Here is a 20,678-nt window from a genome sequence, read left to right as displayed (position 1 = left end):
CTCTCAAATGCGACATTCAGGCCGATTCAATGAACTTGACCGCAACGCTTCTATTTGAACAAATTCGGCTACTGATGGGAAGCCAATGGCCGTTTTAAGGCAATTGCGCCGCAGCATGAAGTGGTGACGTGAATTGCAGCTAAGGGCCGTGAGTGTCGACGTCTGGACTTTCACTTGGGCTGATGCGTCGGCGCATCTAAAATCGGCAGTTAGCTCAATACCAGCAGTCTGAACGCAAATGCTGCGATCCGTTACTTGAACTCAGCAATATTTCTCTGGCCCTATCCATTGGGAAACAGAATAGCGGTCACCATGAGCCCAGCCGATCGGTAGAGTGGCTTCAATCGCTTGAAGGTCGTCAGGCGTCAAAACGCAATTGGCGGCTTGTAATAGTTCGGCGAAATGCGCCACAGAACGCGTGCCCGGAATGGGGATGACGTGATCACCCTGCGCAAGGACCCATGCGATAGCCAACCCAGCAGCCGATAGCCCCATGTCAGCCGCCAGCGCCCGGAACGAGGCTGTGGCGGCGAGGTTGGCGTCGTAATTGGGCGTCATGAAGCGAGGATTGTTTTTGAGGAAGGGGAGGTCTTGCACGGCCTCGATGCTAATTGGAGCATCGGTCAGCATCGAGCGACCTACGGGCGAGAAAGCGACCACGGCAACGCCAAGTTCGGCGCAGGTTTGCAACAGACCCAATTCGGGGGACCGGGTGGAAAGCGAGTATTCGGACTGCACAGCAGCCACTGGATGTACTGCATGGGCGCGGCGCAGCGTGGTAGGTGCGATCTCGGAGAAACCGATCGCTTTGGCTTTGCCGGATTTGACGAGTGCGGCAAGCGTCTCGGTTACCTCTTCGATAGGAACATTTGCGTCGCGGCGATGCAGGTAATAAAGATCAACAGCCTCAACACCCAAACGTTTCAAGCTATTGTCGAGCTCGGTTTGCAAATGTTCAGGAGAATTGTTGAAGATATTGCCTGGACCGTTTGGGTTCCGAGTGATTCCGCCCTTGGTCGCGATGGAAAAGTGGTCGCGCGCTTGTCGGTTGACCTTCAGATAGCTGCCGATGACAGTTTCAGATTGGCCCATTCCGTAGACGTTGGAAGTGTCGATATGGGTGACGCCGGCTTCCAATGCCATGTCCAAAATCACGTGGCTTTCGAGCTCGTCAGTCGCCCCGTAAAAATCAGAGAATGACATAGCACCGAATCCAATCGGGTGGATCATTGGTCCGTCGCGTCCAAGCTGCCTGCTTTGCATAATCTGAGCCCCCCTATATTGGTTTACGGGAACAATTAATTGGGAGGACCCGCAAGGGCAACTATGGGTTAGTTCGAAATGTCGGCAATTACGAAGAGAGTTTACTTTCTCTGCAGCCTTAACAGTACAAGGCCTTGGTTACCGCGAAGCCTTGCTTGGCGGTCGTACAACTCAAGGCTGCGTAGTCAGAATTTCGTGTATCCGCCAGTGATTGATCTTGCGCTCACAGTGAATGGCCGCTCTGACGGTCAGCACCGCAGCATGACCGGAGTCGGGTGAACGGCAGCAAGGGGCCGGTAGCTGCTTTGTTGCAGTGTCTTGCAGCGAAATCCGTGGGCCACGGTCCGTGTTCCTTGCAAATCAGGTACTTGATCCACGGTTCTTGGTAAAAATGGTGCCCAGAAGAGGGTTTCGATGCCTTACCAAGGACCTTGGTCCGAGTGCAATCATTGCAATAACAATATGTTAGCAATCCACAAGCACAACGCAAGTGCCTTGTTTTGGTACCTCAAGACTGAGGCTGTAGGGCAAATGCGTTCTTGGTAAGGGGAGGCCTGACCTCAAGCCAATTTGTGCAACAAAGCCCCTCCATGACGAATCCCCCCCCCACCTTCACAACTGGGCGTTGGGATGGTTAGGTTCCCAAAAGCATTATGAAGGACCAAGCCATGAACCACCTGCATTCCCTCGTACTCGCCATTACCCTGTTAGTTGGAGGCGTGTCTGTCGCTACAGCGCAGGACTTCAATAAAGGCTTTGAGGCTGCTCAATCAGGTGATTTCGAGACAGCATTGCAGGAATGGCGCCCATTAGCTGAACAAGGCAATGCTTCTGCCCAATACAATCTGGGAGTGGCGTACCGTAACAGCGAAGGCGTCCCTCAAGACGATGCTGAAGCTGTGAAGTGGTATCGCCTAGCTGCTGGGCAAGGTCATGCTTCTGCCCGATTCAAACTGGGATGGATGTACCGTAACGGCGAAGGCGTCCCTCAAGACGATGCTGAAGCTGTGCAGTGGTTTCGCCTAGCTGCTGAGCAAGGTCATGCTTCTGCCCAATACAATCTGGGACGGATGTATGAAAATGACCAAGGCGTCCCTCAAGACTACGCTGAAGCTTTGAAGTGGTATCTGCTAGCTGCTGAGCAAGGTCATGCTTCTGCCCAATTCATTCTGGGAGTGGCGTACCGTAATGGCGAAGGCGTCCCTCAAGACGATGCTGAAGCTGTGAAGTGGTATCGCCTAGCTGCTGAGCAAGGTGATGCTGGTGCCCAAACCATGCTGGGACTGATGTACTATAATGAACCAGACCGGGTTTACCGGAGACGGTTTAGTTCCTATTCTGCAGCTATAGTAACAGTGTTCAGGCTGTCATAGAAGTTCCTTTCTGCTTGTGCTGGAGCGATGTATCCGATGGGTCCAAAACGGCGTTCGTGATTGAACCAGTGAACCCAATCGAGCGTTGCAAATTCGACGTCTTTTTTGCCTTGCCACGGGCCCTCATGCTCGATGACCTCAGCCTTGTAGAGACCGTTGATTGTCTCGGCCATCGCGTTGTCGTAGCTGTCACCAACGCTGCCGACTGACGGATCGATTTTGGCTTCTTCAAGGCGCTCTGTGTATTTGATCGACAAGTATTGAACGCCTCTGTCGCTATGATGAATAAGGGTCTTTGGATCTGGTTGACGCGCAGCTAGCGCTTGATCCAGAGCATCGAGCACCATCTGGGCATTGGGAGAGGAAGAGACCTTCCAGCCAACGATGTAGCGCGCGAAGACATCAATGATGAACGCGACATATACAAAGCCGACGGCGGTTCTGACGTAGGTAAAGTCAGCAACCCACAAGATGTTTGGTGCTGGTGCCTTGAACTTTCGGTTCACCTTGTCTTCAGGGCACGGCAAGGCAGGGTTACTCTTCGTGGTTGTCACATCACCGCGTGTAATTCCCTGTATTCCCATGCTTTTCATGAGGCGAACAACCGTGCAACGGGCGACTACAGTGCCCTCGTCGAGCAAGTCATGCCAGATTTTCACGGCCCCATATCGCTTCCTGCTCTTCTCCCAGTAGATGTGGATCTTGGTCATTAAGAAGGTATCGCGCTTTGCGCGGGCAGAGGCCTTCTCAGGATCAAGCTCAATCGATTTGTGGTGGTAATATGTGGATGGCGCGATCGGCAAAACCTTGCAAATCGCCTCGACGCCAAGATGCTCACGATGGTCGTCTATGAACATGATCATCTCTTCCATAGGCGGTCGAGGTCCGCCGCCGCGAAAAAAGCTGACGCCTTACGAAGAATGTCATTGGCCTGGCGCAGCTCACGGATCTCGCGCTGAAGCTCTTTCATCTGCGCGCGCTCAGACTGTGTCAAACCTTCCCGATCACCGGTTTCAACCGCCTGCTTGTTGACCCAGTCCCGAAGCGTTTCGGGGCTACATCCTATCTTCTTCGAAATCGATCTGAAGCACTCAGATCGCGTCCGATAATCCGCTTCATTCTCAAGCGCCAAACGCACTGCGCGCGCACGCACTTCTGTCGAAAAACGGTTCCCTGAATTTCCTTTTGTCATGACTTACCTTCCAAGCTTTATGCTCTCCGGTAAACTCGGTCTGGTTCAATAATGGCCAAGGCGTCCCTCAAGACGATGCTGAAGGTGTAAAGTGGTTTCGCCTAGCTGCTGGGCAAGGGAATCCTTTTGCCCAATATAATCTGGGATGGGCGTACGACAATGGCGAAGGCGTCCCTCAAGACGATGCTGAAGCTGTGCAGTGGTTTAGCCTAGCTGCTGAGCAAGGTCATGCTTCTGCCCAATACAATCTGGGAGTGCAGTACGATATCGGAAATAGTGTCCATCAAGACGATGCTGAAGCTGTGAAGTGGTATCGCCTAGCTGCTGAGCAAGGTCTTGACGACGGACAAAGGCAACTGGGATGGATGTACGATGGGGGAAGAGGTGTCCCTCAAGACCGTTCTGAAGCTATGAAGTGGTATCGCTTGGCAGCTAAGCAAGGTGATGGCCTCGCCCAAGTCTATCTGGGAATGATGTACGACAGGGGACATGGGGTCTTACAGAGCAAGATTATGGCTCACATGTGGTACAATATTGGGGCTGCAAATGGGAGTGAACTTGTCCGTGAACACGGGATAGCTGAACGAGACTTTCTAGCCACGCAGATGGCCAGTGCAGACATCTCAACAGCCCAAGCAATGGCTAGTGAGTGCATGAGCAGCAACTACCAGAACTGTGGCGAGTAATTAGCCAACACACGAGCATCTGTACACGAGCATCTGTCGCTATTGTCACATTTGGTACACCCAGCGGTACCACGACCCAAGGACCAAGGACTGTGGAGTAAGGATCAGTAGCAGGGGTTACTGTGGCCGTTCGCCTCAGTCGAGCCTTAGGGCCGGGGACTGGGGCCCCCGATCGTAGGGCCGTGCGCCTCGGACCTTGGGCTTTAATGCTGGGTTGGTAGATTTGGTGTGGCCCAGTTTTGGTATTGAGTAAATAATTCCGAATCATGTTTTTTTCGTCTACCATAATTTGTGAAAGGCACGGCCAGGCAATGGGCCGGAAATATGGCTATGAAACTTTATAAAAATACAAATATTTTTCTTATACTCCCGCGCCTGAATTGACCTGAGGTTTTCCCCTCAAATCACTTTGTATTCCTTGAGCGATATGACGCGGAAGTTGTCGGTGACGGTATTGCGGAACTCGGGCCATTTTTCTGGCAGGGTCTTGCGGAAGAAGTCGAAAATGGCCTCTGTGAATTGGTTGAACGTTGCATAGTGCCGATTGTGGGTGACCCATTTGTGCATAACACCCCAAAGACGCTCGATCGGGTTGAGGTGCGGGGCATATGCTGGCAAGAAATGCAACTTCACCCGACGTTCTGGGCTGTCCAGCCATGGCTGTAGTATCTTGGCATGATGATAGCGGGCATTGTCGACAAAGACGTGGATGGCCGTCTTGGTTTGGTTGTTGCGTTCCAACTTTTCCAGCATCTGTCGGGTTGTCTGGGCATTGATCCTCTCGCCTTCCACAAAGGTGAACTGGAAAGTCTCAAGGTCAAGCGCGCCCTGAATGTTGAGCCGCTTGCGCCCTGATGTCGCCTTCAGGGCCGTCTTTTGCCCCTCGGGGAACCAACCATGGGCGGGGCGGCTCTGGTGTTCGGGGTGGACAGCGTCCGAAAAGACAACCATCTCATCTGCGGCCAACCCGTTCATCAGGGCCTCATATTTGGCAATAAACGCAGCCTGCTTGGCTTCATCGGCCTGTGCAGGCAGCAATTGTGGTTTCTTATACGCGAACCCCAGGCGGCGCATCAGCTTGGCGGCTCCCGACGTGCTGTAGTTTTGGTCGCACTCGGCTAGAACATAGGCACAGACCTCATCGGCATTGCGGGCAGGCTGCGCGGTGAAATGGGCTCTCACCGCCTGCTCTTGCACGACGGACAAATGACCCTGACGCTGGCTGTAGTCCTTCAGACCGAAAAACGATAGTCCCGCACCGGCAAAGGCAAATCGCCACTCCGTCAAAACTGTTGGGCCAATATCCAAAATCCGGCAAACCGTTCTGGCGTCTTCTCCTGCGTCCAAAAGAAGAAACGCGCGCGCCCGTTTCCAAACAAGGGCGTCAACTTTGCGGCGGCGGCAAAGCGCTTCAAGTGCTATGCGCTGCTCGTCGGATAATGTGACTGTTTTGTATTGCTTGCTCATAAACTCAAAATACAGACTGAACCGCCTTTGGCCATGCGACGAAGTGAATCGCAGGCCCAAAATCGTCAGGTCAATTCAGGCGCAGGAGTATACCTTAATTTTTTGGTTCTCGTTAACTTTTCCCGCTTCTGTCTCTGCGGCATGTGTTGGTTACGCAGGGCCAGGCGGGCCTTGTTCGATTGGTCCTGGTGGCGGAATGTCCATGGGGCCAGGTGGCGGATTGTCCATGGGTCCTGGCGGTGGATTGTCCATGGGGCCTGGTGGCGGATTGTCCATGGGGCCAGGTGGCGGATTGTCCATGGGGCCAGGTGGCGGATTGTCCATGGGGCCAAACCCATGGCGACGGTTGCCGACGGGAAATTTATGGAACCCCGGCCATCGCATGGATTACGACCTGATGCTGGCTCCTGCGCCCGGAATAGGGGGTGCTGAAGTTGGTGAGCTATTTTTGTTGGGCGCTTTGATTGGAGTTTTAGGAGGCTTGGGCAATGACACTGTGACCGTTCAGTCGCAGCAGGTTTCAGCTCAAACCGTTTTTGACGAAGCTTTAAATGCCATACGGACGCAAGATTACTCTCGAGCTTTTGAGAGCTTTTCAGTTTTGTCTGAATCCGGCTACCCCGAAGCACAATTCAATTTGGGTTTAATGTATCGGCGAGGTGATGGTGTGATGCCCGATATTAATCGGGCTATTGCATTATGGGAACAAGCGGCGTCGACTGGACAAATTGATGCTCAAAAGAATTTGGGCATTTTATTTAGTAATGGAGTTTCCGTTCCACAAGATACGGAACGTGCCTTTCCCTGGTTTTTACAAGCCGCAAACCAGGGAGAGCCATCAAGCCAGTACATGGTTGGCTTGGCCTACTTAGGTATTGGCGTGGACGCTGATGAGTCATTGAGCTTTCATTGGATGCGGCAGGCCGCACGGAGTGGGCACACTGAAGCGATGATATACACTTGGTCTAATTATACTGCAGGTCGGGGTACTGAGGTAAACTTTGAAAATGCCTTTTATTGGGCTGACCGCGCTGCTGAGGCGGGTCGCGTAGATGCAAAACTGTTACGATCTGCTTTACTAAGTGAAGGAATTGGTGTGGATAACAATTATCAGGCTGCCAATGCAGATTTGCAGGTTCTGGCAAGGTTAGGGATTGCCGAGGCCCAATCAATGCTGGCTGAAAATTATATCCGAGGTAGAGGCTTATTAAAAAACCTTTTGACAGGATATTTTTGGTTGAGTGTTGCGACACAAGTCGAGCCATCCGCAAGTAGTGAGGATTTGATGAGTTATGAACGTTGGCTCTTAGAAAATGGTACATCTGCTGCGACACTTGATGCTATAGCCCAAGAAGCTGAAGAATGCATGTCTTCGAATTATGCCGAATGCAGCAGGTAGTATAAATTATGTTTATATTTACTATATTTGGAAGGTTAAGTGTTTTGCGGACGGTAATAGCAGCTTTCATGGCGAGCTTTTTTCTAACATTGCCAAATTACAGCTTGGCCGATCAGGCACGAGAAACCTTGGATTCAAACATCAAGTGCAACGGTTGATTTGAAGGCCGCGATTTCGTCGGCCATGGCTTCAGCGGGTGTTCTCCAACCGAGAGTTTTTCTCGGGCGGTTGTTCATCAGGTTTGCAACGTCGTTCAGCCATGTTTGGCTTGCACCGTTCAGGTCAGTTCCTTTGGGCATGTACTGACGCAGCAGTCCGTTGGTGTTCTCGTTGCTGCCACGCTGCCAAGGCGCATGCGGATCGCAGAACCAGATATCGATCTTCAACCGTCTGGCGAGTTCGGGGTGGCAGGCCATTTCGGAGCCGCGGTCGTAGGTCATGCTCTTGCGCAAAGCAGCGGGTAGTCGTCTCATCTGGCGGGTGAAGCTGTCGAGCGCGGCCTCGGCCCCATTGCCGTCCATTTTGCAAAGAATGACAAAGCGTGTCTTGCGCTCGACCAAGGTCCCCACTGACGAGCGATTGAATGCGCCCTTGATGAGGTCGCCCTCCCAATGGCCTGGTACCAGTCGCGCTTCGATCTCTTCAGGGCGATTGATAATGCGCAATGATTCCGAGACCATAGCACTGCCCGCCGCTGTCCTGCGCTTGAGCCCACGCTTAGGCTTCGCTTGACGCAACGCCTCGATCATCGCCGCCTTCAGCCCACCACGTGGCTGCGCGTAAATCGCGGCATAGATGGTCTCATGGCTCACATGGGCGGATGGATCATCAGGCTTCATGAGACGCAGTCTCTGCGCAATCTGCTCAGGCGACCAGTGCAGATGTACGAGCTTGCCATGAACAAAACGATAAAGATCGCTCCCCTCCACAAGCTTGCGCTCGCGGCGGCAGCGCGCACGCCGGGCATCATAGGCCTGCCGCGCCGCTTGCGGGCAATAGCTGCCGTCTTCCTGCCGACCTCGCGCCAGCTCACGGCAGATCGTGCTCGCCGGGCGATGCAAAAGCTGGCCGATCAACCGCTGACTGCTGCCCCTATTATGCTCGGCTAATATCACGCCACGGTCCTCGCTGCTGAGGTGCTTGCTTCGTATGTCCATCACAACATCCTATGCCCAAAGGGCTCTGAGTGTTGCATTTGAAACTTGAGCCTAAGAACCCCCCCGTTTTCTTGGTAACAACAATTCTAGGTGTATTTTACGGATAAATTTCTGAAAATTCACTTTTTTATTTTATGGTGTCATGCTTTTCTTTTGTCTTTTGATTGCTTCATCTGTGGACGCATCAATTCCTAATGCCTTGAATAAGACTTCGAGGATTCTATGAAATGGGAGGTCGCCGTCGGTGTCCCAGCGACGTCTATAGCTTTCCACTGCTGCACTGACGTAGGCTGCCGCCACAAAGGAGACTAAAACGCTCAAACGATCTTTAGAGGGGCGACCTTCTTTAGACGGGCCGATCAGGCGATAACCGACTCTGTCTGATAGTCTCTTTCCGCTCACTGCAATCCTCTGACGGATGTCTTGGGCCAATGCATTTATTCCGGCCCTGTCTTTTCTATTAGGTAACTTTGGAAGCGGTTTTGCCCCTTCCAGAAGGTTCGACCCTTCCAGCAAATTCTTCGTAGTCGTACTGATATTTTCAAGTATGCTTAGCAGTGTGTAGTTGGGCTTTTGACATATCCGATTTATTTCCCTTAACTCTTTTGCAACAATGCTTGGTTCGTCTAAATCCAAATAAATTTCTATTGCAACATCTACCTGGTCAAAGAATTTATCAAAGTTACCATTCGGAATGAGGTATCTCACAGGTTCCATGGCGTGCAATAATTCTTCACGGCTAAGAGCCGTTTTAGGCTTGGGCCTCTTATTCATCCGCGATTAAACCCTGTATAAAGTTGCCCCACTTCTGCAATGATGCACGTCGTTCTTCGAGATATTCTCCGTGCTGATAGATGGCGGCGACACCGCGGACCTGTCCTGTCACATGGTTCAATATCTTGTCTGCTACAACGGGGCTAATACCGAGTCTTTCAGTGCTGTGGGTGGCAAAGCTGCGTCGAAGGTCGTGGAAGCGCCAATCGGCAACCCCACTGATAATATCGAGGCGTTTTTTAACCTTGCTAAAACCCGATACTGCCGTTGTTCCATTCGTGGTGAAAATTAGGTCTTGGCCTTCAACTTTGGGCAGAGCCTGAATGATATTTATTGCTTGATCGGACAATTGAATTTGATGGGCGCGGCCATTCTTTGTCCTGCGCGCCGGTAAATTCAATGTTCCATCTGCAATAGAAACTTCGCCCCAGCTTGCCTGAGAGACTTCTCTGAGACGTGCACCCGTTAACAGCAGCAGTTGAAATATGGGCCCCCAAGGGTAACCCATTTGGTCACACGCGGCCCAGAAGCCTTTTATCTCCTCCAGTGTCAAAACGCGATCGCGGGTTTTTTCTTTAGACGGTGGCCTGATTGCCTCTGCTGGCGATAGTTCAAGAATGTCTCGTTCCTTGCACCAAGAGAAGAAACGCTTTGTGAAAGCCAGAACCCGGTTAGCTGCCACTGGGCTGCCGGCATCTACGATCTTGTCGATTAGCCTGTTCACATCGCGCTTGGTTATAGATGCCACGGGCATAGGGCCGAACGCGGGCAGGGCGTGCTTATACATAGCTACCCTTACTTGATGGACGCTTTTGTTTTTTGCTTGGTCCTTTTTAAGCCATTCATCGAGGACAACCTTGAATAGGTCTGTTTTTCGCTGCCCTTGGGTTAGCCCGTCAGACATATCGGCAAGTACATTGGGTGCTTTCAGACGAGCATTGGCTAGAGTCAAGTCCGGATATCTGCCAAAAGTAGTTCGTAGCATACGCCCATTGAAGCGCCGCATCATGAACCAGCTTTTAGTGCCTGACGTTGCCACCCTAAGGCCCAAGCCTCGTACGCTTGCGTCGAAGAGGTCGTAACGCTTGTCCGCAGGCTTTGCCTTCCTGATTGCGAGCTCGGTCAGAGGTTGTTGTGCGAGTTTGGGCATGGGTGGCCTTGGGTTACATATGGGTTACAAAAAACATACGCTTTGATGCAATGCCACGCAATGCTATGATACCTTATATTCTTATAAATAAGGTTTTATGTGGATAAAATGAGTGCCGATGCAATCCTACGAAAACTGGGGCCATGTAATTTGTAATCAGTAGGTCCGCGGTTCGAGTCCGTGTGGGGGCACCATTTAAATCAATGACTTAGCTGCATACTGAGGACCGCCGTAATTTTTTCAGCGAGACACTCAGCGAGACAAGTGAGCGTAGCTTTACGTGTAATAGCATCATCTGCGTCTTGAATTATCGATAGGTTTAATACTCGCATGCAGTGCCGTGAATGGTTCGGCGTTCTTCCGGATGCAATCAAGCTCCGCTAGGGTCCGGACGTATGAAATTGTAAAATGCCTAATTTCAGCAAAGCGGACCTTTGTGGTCACAGCAGCGAAAGTCTAGTTTGGGCTGATAGTGACAGATGCTGCGCCATGCACATTTCGACGTGAAGGGCGGATTGACGACCTTCGACAAAGGGCCTTCTGACGTCTCAGTCGGTCTCAAAAGTCAATTTTTCAAACCAAGTCTTCAAAAACCTTGGTGCTGGTTGAACATGGAAAATTGCGAAAGCCAACTTTCAATCACCTTGTGGCATAGTTAGCGCCATTAGCTTTCCTGGTGACATATAACTCAATCAGTTCTTGAGCGAATTTTAGAGCCCATTCAGTCTCAGATTTTGTAGCTGGTCGTAGTCCTGCATGTTTACCACGATGCCGCCCTTCTTGAACTGGTTCGTTGTTGGCAAACCTCGCGACCTTTAGCGCTTAGTCGTCGCCACAAGCTTTTGCATCGACGCGAGCTTCAAAAGCCGCCTCAGTTTCACCCTCGGAATATAAAATGCGCGCCCAACCGGTTTCTTTCAAGATAGATGCATATGCTGTGACGCTGTGCAGTGCGTCTCCCTCACGCCAGAATAATTGCCTCTGAATAATGAAGCTGCTTCCTTCCTTGGAGGCGCCCTGTCGCTGTTCCAGCTTGGATAGCCGTGCAACGAGCCTAGACATGATTGTGCCTAGCAGCGTCAGTGATGGTGGTGCCACGACGGGCTATGCTTTCAAACAATTGCGACCAAGTGATGCCGGTTCCGCTCAGGTCGAGAACGGTAACTTCTCGACCGTCCTGCATGAGGGTAATCCGAGGCTCGTTTTTGCACTGACCACCGCGCTTGGCTATTAGCCGATCAAGTCGCCGCTTAATTGTCATGTGACTGCCTCCAAAGTGGCTATACGTGTTTCCAAGTCACTTGTTTCAAGCGTCCGCCGGTAGGTCTCCACCAGCGCCATGATGTGCGCACCCTTAGTCGGGGTGAGGTCTCCATCAGCAACAGCATTCAGAACCGCACCCGCCGCCTTTGCTGCGTCCGTTGCTGAATTCATCGTAGGGAGGTCGAAGGTCACGGGCGCATCTTTTCTAGGTGGCGCGATACGCTCAGGACAAAGCCGCAGGGCCGTTGTATCGCCCTCTAAGGCTAGTTCTACTGCCTTACGGGACAGCGCCTCCGCCTCACCGTCTAGCAGCGCCATAGCCGCCAGTGTAGCCTTGTGGCGCGTCCCCTTGGGCTTGCCAGAGTTGCCCGGCCCAAACGTGCCATCCGCATTGCGTCCGGTTTTGCGGTCACTCATGCGAGACCACCCGCTGCGATGTAATTGCCAAGAGTATAAAAAGATGTGCTCATGGTGATATAATATAACACTTTTACGGCTAAGGGAAGGTCGTAAGCTGCCTGCCAACTGTCCGATTAAGTGTCCACTATGCTCCGATGCAAAGTCAGCGTTGCAAGAGATCCGCCGCGCCCAGCAGGGAAGCAATGTATCAGTATTTCTGTGTTTATCGATGTTGTATTGGCCTAATTTATTTTCGGAAAACAGACGCTCGCAGTTTCATGTTTTTCCATAACATCGGCTTCTAAAAGCTTAGGCACGATTGGGTAAAATTTGCTGATCGAGGTATTGGTTTTCTCAGCAATTTCCAACAAACTTCTGCTGCCATTGGAGTATGCGATGAGGTTCATCATATCCCGTGTTTGCGCCGCAGTTTCCTTCGTTGAAATAGAGGGGTAGAGGCCACGTTTTCCCAGTTGTGGTTCGCCTAGGACTTTGGTTTTGTAGACTGCGTTGTTTTCAAAAAGAGTAATAACTTTCTGCATCACTTCGTAGGCGCCGAATAGGCCCTCCTCTGAGATGAAGTCCAAATCATCTAAAGATGTATGATACTCGGGGAACTCAGCGTATTTACTTCTGCAAAAACCGGCGACGGGTAAGTCCACTCCAGCTGAGCAATACTGACGCTCATCTGAGCCACGCTGCGTAAACGGGTACTTAGAGTATTTGCCCGTATGGTGCTTTAGAACATGCTCCAGCGCAATTTCTGAAGCGGTGTTTTCGTCAGGTGTATTGACCACGGAATAGTCTAAATTGTCACCAACACAGGATAAAACGTACCCCGCTTTCAGATGCTTTTTTAGGTACTCTAGGTGCTTTGATAGATAGATTATTGAACCGATTGTTTCGACCAGAAATAATATTCTGTATGTATAATGATGTTCACCCTGTAGAGATTCTAACCAGCTGGCCAACTCTAGCGTCACACAGGGCCCCGAAAGCTCGTTGTTTGCCATTGATGGGTGGCAAATATACGTAGAAATCAGAATCTCCTCGTCGGTTTGACCCTTTATTATGAGCTCTCCATAATTGAGGTCACCGTCTTCCAGAGTTGTATCAACCTTGACGTGGTACTTTTCTTTTGGGCTCTTTCGCATCTCATTGCGTAGGTTCTCGGTTAAGCAAAACCCCCATCGGCGTTTATAGTAGGATGTAATGTAGGGGATGGCATCCGGCTGTTCCGGCAAAGAGTACAGGTGCGCATCAAGTTCCTCAAACGTCATCTCGCCTTCGAATGGCTCGCTGTAGCCCAAAATATGGAGATTGTGTTCGTTGAAATCGATGACGCGCTCACCCTTGGAATTCGCGACATAGGCATCGTTGATATTCCATTCCTGAGGAACGTTCCAATCAAAGACTTGAGTGCCTGATTTCACCGTCTCGACATTCAGGTTGGGCAGAAATTTTTTGATGTAAGACAGAGTTTCAACCACGCCGCTGCCACTCAACGAGCGGCAGATGGGAAACAGATTAACGGCGTGGTTATATATTGCTGTTTTTGTAGTCATTGTTGAGGAAGTTTGGTTCAATTTCTATGTTCTCTTCAATTAGCTTAACCGTATCGGCAGCTGATATGACCACGATGGAGCCACGGCCTAACTTTGCTTGCTTTGCCAAACCGGTGTTTTTTGCAATTACATCCAGTCTTTCAAAGTATGCTGCGGAATTTTTGTCTTCAAAATCGCGGGCAAAAAAGACGACCTCTTTGTCGCGTTTAGTTCCGTTCGAAGATATGATTTGGCCCGAAAACTTAAAGTCTTTTCTATAAGGAACTTGAAGTCGCTTTTCGACGTAGTGAACGAAGGTTGATCCGCTATCGAGGTTGAAATTACAAATTTTGCCGCCCATGTCATGAAATCTGCCCCAAAAACTGTCTCTCCCAAAGCATTCGCTCGCGGCGTCTTTAGTTAAACGTTCCGCGTTAGGCCCGATCGCAGCGACAGAAAACATAGGGTCTTCTGAGCGTGCGGCGTCGTCTCTCAACCTGATGAATTCGGCAAAAGAGCCCATCTTTGACGCCGAATTTTTGACATCAAAAACTTTCTCCTCTTTGTCCGAGCCAAATGAATACGTGAAAGTTGGGACGACAAATGTGCCCTCCTCTCCGATGACTTCAAAGAGCGCATTTTTAAACGCATTTAAAATATCAAGGTTGCTCTTTGCCCCTTGGAGCATACCAAAATACCCCAAGTTTGAGTGGGAAAAGAGCGTGTCACCTTCGTTGATACCCGCATTCTTGAGCGCGCCAACAATGTCTTGCTGACTATAGTACATCTTGGATTTCTTTTATAATCTCAGAGAGGCCCTGTATGCTGGTGAACCTTCGATCCTGAAAATGATCTTCTGTCAGGGTAACTTCAAACGTCTTTTCAACGTGCATAACCAAGGTCATGATGCCGAATGAATCGATGAGTTCCGCCTCAAAATAGTCCAACCCAAGAAGTGCGTCTTGATCATAGCCAGAGATGTCTTCCTGATCAGAAAACCAGTCCACCAGGCGCTCTTGAATGTTTTTCATAGCTCTATCTTTCGACGGCAATGCACCGAACCGGCGCACCATCTCCATCTTTGATTTTGAGAGGAAGAACAAAAAGTTCTATTTCTTCTCGGGTGATTTCGCTGATGTTTATCAAATACTCAACGATGATCACGCCATTGCTCAAGAATGTGTAATGGTTCGGAGAGTCGTTTTCTGATCCGCGGCCATTTTCTGGATTGTCAGGCATTGGCGTATCCATCGCGACCAAGCGCACGCCAATTTCTACCAAATACTTTGCGGCGTCTTCGCTTAGGAAGGGGATCTCGCTGTAGTATTCAAAGCTGTCCAGATGTTTGCACCAGTCATAATTGAATACGATTCTCTCGGGTGTTCTGCCTTTCAAAAGCGCGATGATTTCGCTCTTGGTGACTTCGTGTTTATTCGGAAAATGCGCGCAATCGAGTACAAGCGCCGGGCCACACAATTGGTCAAGGGCAATGTTTTCAACGGTCTCGCCGCCGGGAATGAAATGGCGCGGTGCGTCCATGTGCGTGCCCGTATGGGTTCCGAGAACAATTTTTTTAGTTTCTCTTTTTTCCATGCCAAGCCGTCCAAGATGCGTAACCTCGACAACGGGGTGCCAATATACGGGGAAGGTTGTCATGCCTTCATGGATGGTCATGGTTAAATCTACGTATTTAGTCATTTTTAACCTCTATCAATTCAATAATATTGCCATCAGGGCTGCGCAACATGGCAACTCTAAGATTTCTGTCATTGACCCTCAATTCGAAGGGCGCAACTTTCAGTACGGCGTTGTACGTTTGTATTTCCGTTAGAAACGTATCTAAGCCTTTTACATAAAAGGCAAAACAGTTTAGTCCCACATCATTCAACATTGGCTTTTCAAGCGGTTGGTCTGTCTGTTCAAAAATGAAGTCGCCATTCCAGCTTTTGACAAACGACGCAAACTGCAAATGATGGTGGGCCACTTCTTTGCATTTTAATGCGTTCTTCCAGAATGTGACTTCAGCGTCAATCTGGTTTGCCTTAAGAACGATAGATTTGCCGTCTATTTTGTAGCGCGGGCAATCCCGTTCAGAGATATTTTCATACTCAATCAGTTCTGTAACGACACTGTCTTGATGATGAAAAAGCCCAATAGAATGGGTCTTTGGAAAGCTCTCGCCCCGAACAATCGACTGTTTACTGGGGTGGTTGGCTAGGTTTCTAATGATGAATTTTTGCTCAAACCCTTGGGATACCAATAGATTAGCTTCACTGTCGATGTAGCGACACGTTTGAGAAATATGACTAAACCCAATAATCATATTAGTCCTCCAACATTTCAACGAGCTTGGATTTTTGCAGTTTCCCATTGGCGTTTTTAGGAAAGTCTTCAACAAATTTTATAACCGTTGGGCGCAGCTGTTTGGGGATGTTGCTTTTGCAAAAGTGCTTGATGTCGTCTTCTGTAGCAGCGCTATTTTTGGCTATGACAAACGCCGCAATGTCTTCTCCATAAAATTCGCTGGTAAATCCGACGACGGCGACGTCCTCAATTTGTTCGCACTCAAGCAGCGTTTCTTCAATCGATTTTGGGCTAATATTTATGCCACCCTTAATGATCAAATCCTTCTCGCGTCCGGTAATATAGAGCCTGTTTTCTTTTACGTAGCCAATGTCGCCGGTATAAAAATACCCTTCTTCGTCAAACAGATCCGTTTGAGCTCCCAAGTATTCTTTAAAGGCGAAGGGTGTTTTGATGTGGATTTTGCCATCTTCTCGGATTTCGACATTACAACTTGGTAATAGCCTACCAACCGACCCCTTGATATTCGGGTTTTTCTTAGTGGTTATTGACGTCGGAATGTTGCTTGAAACCAACAATAGTTCACTAAGACCATAACTCTCCAAGAGTTCAACGCCCGGATATTTCTGCTCGAATTTGTCCTTCAGTTTATAACTAAGCGGCGACGTCCCAACGAAAATTTTCAGGGCATTTTCCTGAATGTAAGCGTTGATCTCACCATTTTTGTCGAGCTGCATAATCGAGCTGGCCATCGTCGGCGAAAGCCAAAAAGTGGTGACTTGGTTCTCGATGACTTTCTTCCAAAAAGTAAGCGCGGTTATGGCGCTAAAATTATTGTCCATGACAATTTCAGCGCCCGCCAGCATTGGACAAATAATCGTATTTAGAATACCTGCCATGTAGTGCATCGGCAAAATGTGTAAAAGACGATCGTCGGGACTGGACCCTGTCGACGCATTGAACTCGGCGGCATTTCCAAGAATGGCTTCTGCTTTGTGGACGATCGCTTTTGGCTTCCCCGTGGTACCCGAGGTGAAGCTGATTAAAAACAAGTCCTCTTTGTTGTCATAATTTGTGGAAAAATTTGCTTCTTCCTCGGGAAGGGTATTTAGAAAATCCGCGTCTGAGATGAAGATTTTGGGGTCTGTGATGGATTTAAAATACGCGATATCATCGTCGCTCGAGCTTGGACTGACCGGAACGGCAACGCATCTGTATTTCAAGCATGCCAAATAGATGCAAAACAAACCAAAGGAATTTGGCAATTTCAACATGACCTTGTCGCCGGTAACGAGGCCGTTTTCTTGGAAAAACGCGATAATGCGATTTACAGTTTTTGAGATATCGTCTCTGGAACGATTTTCGCCAGAAATAAGGTCCGTTACACAATCGCTCGCGCCGTTGAGGGTTTTGAAAAGATACCCCCTGAGATTTTTCATTTCGGAGAGCACCATTTGCTCAGATCCGAAGTATTTATCGAGCGGAAAGGCGTGTTGGTACGCGATGGCTTTGTCTTGCTTTTTGATGATTTCAGCTTTTTCTTTTACGAGCTTTTCTGGCGCCGCATCCCGCGTTTCTTTGCATAGTTCAATGATCAATCTGCGCGGATCAATATCATATTCCAAGGAGTATTTTTTGATGACGCTCATGTAACTTGAGTGAAATCCGGCCAGCCCGCAGGCAACATCAACCGAATCAATGCCGATATCGGTGAGCTTTGGTCTGACGTATTTTTCGGACAGATCCATCAGCCCGATGGGGTCGAGATTGTGAGCAATGCCTTGTTTCCCCAAAAGCGCTAAAAAATGTTCCGTCGAAGTATTGCCGGTGCAGCGGCCCATGCCTTGCATTGAAACATCAACAATGCCGGCGCCTTCATTATACGCCGTGTAGGCATTGATATTCGCAAGGCCCAGATTGTTGTGGCCGTGGAACCCAAGGGGCAAAATCGAATTCCGCCTCACTGTGCGAAAATAATCCTCAACGTCGGCAGGGACCATAGTTCCGGCCGAATCCACAAGATAGGCGATATCTGCGCCAAACGACGCCGCTTGCGCCACAGCAGCAGAGAATTCTTGCGGCGAAGATGTGTAGGATTTCATGAAGTTTACACAAACATAAAGCCCGAGTTTTTTAGACTTTTCTACGAAGCTGCGTGCCAAGTTGATGTCTTCGACGGTGACCCCAATTCGGATAAAGCCCATGTTGTGGTCGTGGGCCAAATCGATGTGGTTTAATTCAGCGATCCCAGGGATACAAAACATACCCCATTTTGCTTTTTGGGAGCCACTTTCCTCAACGGCGAGGGCGGCCGCTTTCATGTAATCTTGGTCGGTCTCTACCGCGGGCGATATGCCCTTTTCAGTAGCGCCCAGCCCAATTCCGTGGCCAACTTCAATGAGTTCAAGGCCCAACCTTGATAGCTCTCGGGTAAAAAAACGTGTTTCGTCTAAAGTGAAAGAGAAGTTATTGACATAGCTTCCATCTCGCAGGGTTGTATCAAGAATTTTCATATTAAAGCACTCGTTTTACCGTCCATAATTGTGATTTTATATGTTACCCCTTAATAAAAAATACATCAATGGGCCAACCGATCAATCACGCCCAAGGGCCCCAGCACCCACGACAGGTTAGGGGCCATCTTAGGCTCAAGTTTCAAATGCAACACTCAGAGCCCTTTGGGCCTAGGATGTTGCGATGGACATACGAAGCAAGCACCTCAGCAGCGAGGACCGTGGCGTGATATTAGTCGAGCATAATAGGGGCAGCAGTCAGCGGTTGATCGGCCAGCTTTTGCATCGCCCGGCGAGCACGATCTGCCGTGAGCTGGCGCGAGGTCGGCAGGAAGACGGCAGCTATTGCCCGCAAGCGGTGCGGCAGGCCTATGATGCCCGGCGTGCGCGCTGCCGCCGCAAACGCAAGCTTGTGGAGGGGAGCGATCTTTATCGTTTAGTTCATGGCAAGCTCGTACATCTTCACTGGTCGCCTGAGCAGATTGCGCAGAGACTGCGTCTCATGAAGCCTGATGATCCATCCGCCTATGTGAGCCATAAGACCATCTATGCCGCGATTTACGCGCAGCCACGTGGCGGGCTGAAGGCGGCGATGATCGAGGCGTTGCGACAAGCGAAGCCTACCCGCTGCTTTGCGCAAGAGCATGACTTACGACCGCGGCTCCGACCCTCTCATGGTTTGCGAGCAAACCACTGCCGGGCAGTGGATGGCCTGCCACCCCGAACTGGCCAGACGGTTGAAGATCGATATCTGGTTCTGCGATCCGCATGCGCCTTGGCAGCGTGGCAGCAACGAGAACACCAACGGACTGCTGCGTCAGTACATGCCTAAAGGAACTGACCTGAACGGTGCAAGCCAAACATGGCTGAAAGACGTTGCAAACCTGATGAACAACCGTCCGAGAAAAACCCTCGGATGGAGAACACCCGCTGAAGCCATGGCTAACGAAATCGCGGCCTTCAAATCAACCGTTGCACTTGATGTTTGAATCCAAGCATACGTGCATTTAAAGGGGGGATGCGCTGGCGCGACTACCCCGCTTTTTTTCTGTCCAAAACGATGACTTCAGATTGGTATTTTCCATCCTCGGAAAGGGCGCCGTAAACAAAGCTGTCGCGCGCCAAAACATCAAAGTCATCAAACCTTTCGGCGATAAACCCAGTTGTCACCTGCTCTAGAACACCAATATCGTTGCTCTTTTTGGCAAGTTTTTTACCAATCGCGTGATTGCGCACCAGCACGTTTCGCGCGATCAAAGGTTGAATAATGGAGATGTAATTGGCCACCACATCAGGTTCCATTTCTTGAAACGACATGAAGTTCGCAAAGAGATCAAATTTCCCTTTGAGCTTTGGCAATTGCCATGGGCACAAGACGACAGCACTATATTTGCCCTTCAGGTCTTCGAGATCAATTTCATCCATTGTGCGGCTTTTGGAATAGTCTAAAACGCGCTCTGCGCCGAAAACTTGTTGCAAGTAATAGGTCGACACCGCCGCGACAGGAGGGATGTCTACATTGACGTAAATTCCGTTGGATTGCGCTTTTAGAAAGATTTCGCCGAGGGTGCCGTATCCGCCGCCGATTTCCAAACAGCTCGAGAAATCTGAGGTGTCGACCTCGCGTTTGAGCAAATTGAGAGCCCGCATGTAATTGAGCATGGCAAAGCTATAGTCTTGCCCATCGAATTCAAATCGCTCACCGCTAACTTTGGAGCTTTCGCTCACCTTATTTAGGTCCAAGCCCCCTGGCTGTTCACTGGCGCGATACAGGCGATAATCAGAGCGAGCGCGATCGGAGTGGGTTAACCGTGTGGTCCACCGTTTGCGTTTCCGGGGCGGGAGTTTCGCCAAAATTGGATCCAAAATGCGATGCCATCGGCGATAGGTTTTTGAATCATACCCAGGGACATAAAAAAAGCGCGCCGAGGGGTGTGTTCTGAAGCTGGCTATCCCCAAATTACGGATATCATCAACAATTGGTTTAAGGCCGCTATTCCAGAAGTTTGTTGGTTTAAACGCCTCTGGCGCAGTTTCCATATCGCTCAACATAGTATCTAAAATTGAATTCTGCGCCATCATAGCCGTCCTCTGTCCACGGGTCTCCATCTTTGCACAATATGGAGAATTTTGCACAGTTATGCAGTCTATAGCGCTACTTGCAACCACTCCCTTGTTCGCTCAAATTGGGATA

Annotated in this window: 18 protein-coding genes, 3 pseudogenes and 1 other annotated feature; of the genes and pseudogenes, 7 read left to right on the top strand and 14 right to left on the bottom strand. The window is 50.0% G+C overall.

Features of this window, described 5'->3' with window-relative positions; all coding sequences use genetic code 11:
* Positions 1-261: 261 nt before the first annotated feature.
* Positions 262-1,263 (bottom strand): aldo/keto reductase, encoded by a 1,002-nt coding sequence (locus OA238_RS13500; protein WP_015495588.1) that lies wholly within the window; start codon positions 1,261-1,263, stop codon positions 262-264.
* Between the two features lie 668 nt (positions 1,264-1,931).
* Here OA238_RS13500 and OA238_RS13495 point away from each other — a divergent pair.
* Positions 1,932-2,636, top strand: coding sequence for a tetratricopeptide repeat protein (locus tag OA238_RS13495; RefSeq protein ID WP_083906883.1), 705 nt, complete (start codon positions 1,932-1,934; stop codon positions 2,634-2,636).
* Here the strand turns inward: OA238_RS13495 and OA238_RS13490 are convergent.
* Positions 2,597-3,828, bottom strand: a protein-coding gene (locus OA238_RS13490) for an IS3 family transposase (protein ID WP_245581481.1) whose coding sequence is annotated in 2 segments (ribosomal slippage) — positions 2,597-3,528 and positions 3,528-3,828 — 1,233 coding nt in all. Because the reading frame shifts where the segments join, the coding sequence is not laid out codon by codon here. The two genes, OA238_RS13495 and OA238_RS13490, sit on opposite strands and share 40 nt — an antisense overlap.
* Positions 3,425-3,541, bottom strand: a sequence feature (AL1L pseudoknot). Its footprint overlaps the gene before it by 117 nt.
* 53 nt (positions 3,829-3,881) lie before the next feature.
* Here OA238_RS13490 and OA238_RS34730 point away from each other — a divergent pair.
* Positions 3,882-4,262: pseudogene (locus OA238_RS34730) on the top strand (tetratricopeptide repeat protein); the annotation flags it as partial.
* Positions 4,239-4,514: a hypothetical protein gene (locus OA238_RS34725; RefSeq protein WP_338042840.1), complete on the top strand. Its 276-nt coding sequence runs from the start codon at positions 4,239-4,241 to the stop codon at positions 4,512-4,514. The pseudogene OA238_RS34730 and the gene OA238_RS34725, both read left to right, overlap by 24 nt.
* A 399-nt stretch (positions 4,515-4,913) precedes the next feature.
* Here the strand turns inward: OA238_RS34725 and OA238_RS13475 are convergent, their stop codons facing one another.
* On the bottom strand, positions 4,914-5,981 hold the full coding sequence (locus OA238_RS13475; RefSeq protein WP_015495587.1) for an IS630 family transposase: 1,068 nt from the start codon (positions 5,979-5,981) through the stop codon (positions 4,914-4,916).
* A gap of 382 nt (positions 5,982-6,363) precedes the next feature.
* Between OA238_RS13475 and OA238_RS31255 the strand changes: the two genes are divergently transcribed.
* Positions 6,364-7,380, top strand: a complete 1,017-nt coding sequence (locus OA238_RS31255; protein ID WP_051076476.1) for a tetratricopeptide repeat protein — start codon at positions 6,364-6,366, stop codon at positions 7,378-7,380.
* 134 nt (positions 7,381-7,514) lie between these two features.
* Here the strand turns inward: OA238_RS31255 and OA238_RS13465 are convergent, their stop codons facing one another.
* The 3 genes from OA238_RS13465 to OA238_RS13455 all read right to left on the bottom strand — a co-directional run bounded on the left by OA238_RS13465 (position 7,515) and on the right by OA238_RS13455 (position 10,461).
* The gene (locus tag OA238_RS13465) at positions 7,515-8,537 is read right to left on the bottom strand and encodes an IS30 family transposase (RefSeq protein WP_015494347.1); all 1,023 of its coding nucleotides are present in this window, start codon (positions 8,535-8,537) and stop codon (positions 7,515-7,517) included.
* A 132-nt stretch (positions 8,538-8,669) separates the two neighbouring features.
* Positions 8,670-9,311, bottom strand: coding sequence for a hypothetical protein (locus OA238_RS13460; RefSeq protein ID WP_044036830.1), 642 nt, complete (start codon positions 9,309-9,311; stop codon positions 8,670-8,672).
* Entirely contained in the window at positions 9,304-10,461 is a 1,158-nt protein-coding gene (locus tag OA238_RS13455) for a tyrosine-type recombinase/integrase (RefSeq protein WP_015495584.1), read from the bottom strand. The genes OA238_RS13460 and OA238_RS13455 overlap by 8 nt, the downstream gene beginning before the upstream one ends.
* 1,060 nt (positions 10,462-11,521) lie before the next feature.
* Between OA238_RS13455 and OA238_RS32830 the strand changes: the two genes are divergently transcribed.
* Positions 11,522-11,695, top strand: a complete 174-nt coding sequence (locus tag OA238_RS32830) for a hypothetical protein (RefSeq protein WP_187293186.1) — start codon at positions 11,522-11,524, stop codon at positions 11,693-11,695.
* A 23-nt stretch (positions 11,696-11,718) separates the two neighbouring features.
* Here OA238_RS32830 and OA238_RS13440 read toward each other — a convergent pair whose 3' ends face one another.
* The 7 genes from OA238_RS13440 to OA238_RS29025 form a co-directional block, all read right to left on the bottom strand.
* Entirely contained in the window at positions 11,719-12,141 is a 423-nt protein-coding gene (locus tag OA238_RS13440) for a DUF5681 domain-containing protein (protein ID WP_015495583.1), read from the bottom strand.
* Between the two features lie 224 nt (positions 12,142-12,365).
* Positions 12,366-13,709 carry a DUF4910 domain-containing protein gene (locus tag OA238_RS13435; RefSeq protein WP_217591580.1) on the bottom strand — a complete coding sequence of 448 codons (1,344 nt, stop codon included), beginning with the start codon at positions 13,707-13,709 and terminating at the stop codon, positions 12,366-12,368.
* Positions 13,663-14,454 carry an AAC(3) family N-acetyltransferase gene (locus OA238_RS13430; RefSeq protein ID WP_015495581.1) on the bottom strand — a complete coding sequence of 264 codons (792 nt, stop codon included), beginning with the start codon at positions 14,452-14,454 and terminating at the stop codon, positions 13,663-13,665. Before OA238_RS13430 ends, OA238_RS13435 begins: the two co-directional genes overlap by 47 nt.
* On the bottom strand, positions 14,444-14,698 hold the full coding sequence (locus tag OA238_RS13425; RefSeq protein WP_044036826.1) for a hypothetical protein: 255 nt from the start codon (positions 14,696-14,698) through the stop codon (positions 14,444-14,446). Before OA238_RS13425 ends, OA238_RS13430 begins: the two co-directional genes overlap by 11 nt.
* 4 nt (positions 14,699-14,702) lie before the next feature.
* The gene (locus OA238_RS13420) at positions 14,703-15,341 is read right to left on the bottom strand and encodes a cyclase family protein (protein ID WP_245581513.1); all 639 of its coding nucleotides are present in this window, start codon (positions 15,339-15,341) and stop codon (positions 14,703-14,705) included.
* A 16-nt stretch (positions 15,342-15,357) separates the two neighbouring features.
* A complete protein-coding gene (locus OA238_RS13415; RefSeq protein WP_015495578.1) occupies positions 15,358-15,990 on the bottom strand; it encodes a VOC family protein in 633 nt (210 codons plus the stop codon).
* A gap of 1 nt (position 15,991) precedes the next feature.
* Positions 15,992-18,484, bottom strand: coding sequence for an AMP-binding protein (locus OA238_RS29025; protein WP_015495577.1), 2,493 nt, complete (start codon positions 18,482-18,484; stop codon positions 15,992-15,994).
* 184 nt (positions 18,485-18,668) lie between these two features.
* Between OA238_RS29025 and OA238_RS35060 the strand changes: the two are divergent.
* A pseudogene (locus tag OA238_RS35060) lies at positions 18,669-18,749 on the top strand (hypothetical protein); the annotation flags it as partial.
* Positions 18,750-19,104: 355 nt separating this feature from the next.
* Positions 19,105-19,473 (top strand): annotated as a pseudogene (locus tag OA238_RS35055) (IS30 family transposase); the annotation flags it as partial.
* 43 nt (positions 19,474-19,516) lie between these two features.
* Here the strand turns inward: OA238_RS35055 and OA238_RS13400 are convergent.
* A complete protein-coding gene (locus tag OA238_RS13400; RefSeq protein ID WP_015495576.1) occupies positions 19,517-20,566 on the bottom strand; it encodes a putative sugar O-methyltransferase in 1,050 nt (349 codons plus the stop codon).
* Between the last annotated feature and the right edge of the window lie 112 nt (positions 20,567-20,678).

The sequence above is a fragment of the Octadecabacter arcticus 238 genome (assembly GCF_000155735.2).
In the GTDB taxonomy this organism is placed as follows: domain Bacteria; phylum Pseudomonadota; class Alphaproteobacteria; order Rhodobacterales; family Rhodobacteraceae; genus Octadecabacter; species Octadecabacter arcticus.
The sequence above is the reverse complement of the archived record's forward strand: the minus strand, read 5'-3'. Positions and strand labels throughout refer to the sequence as shown.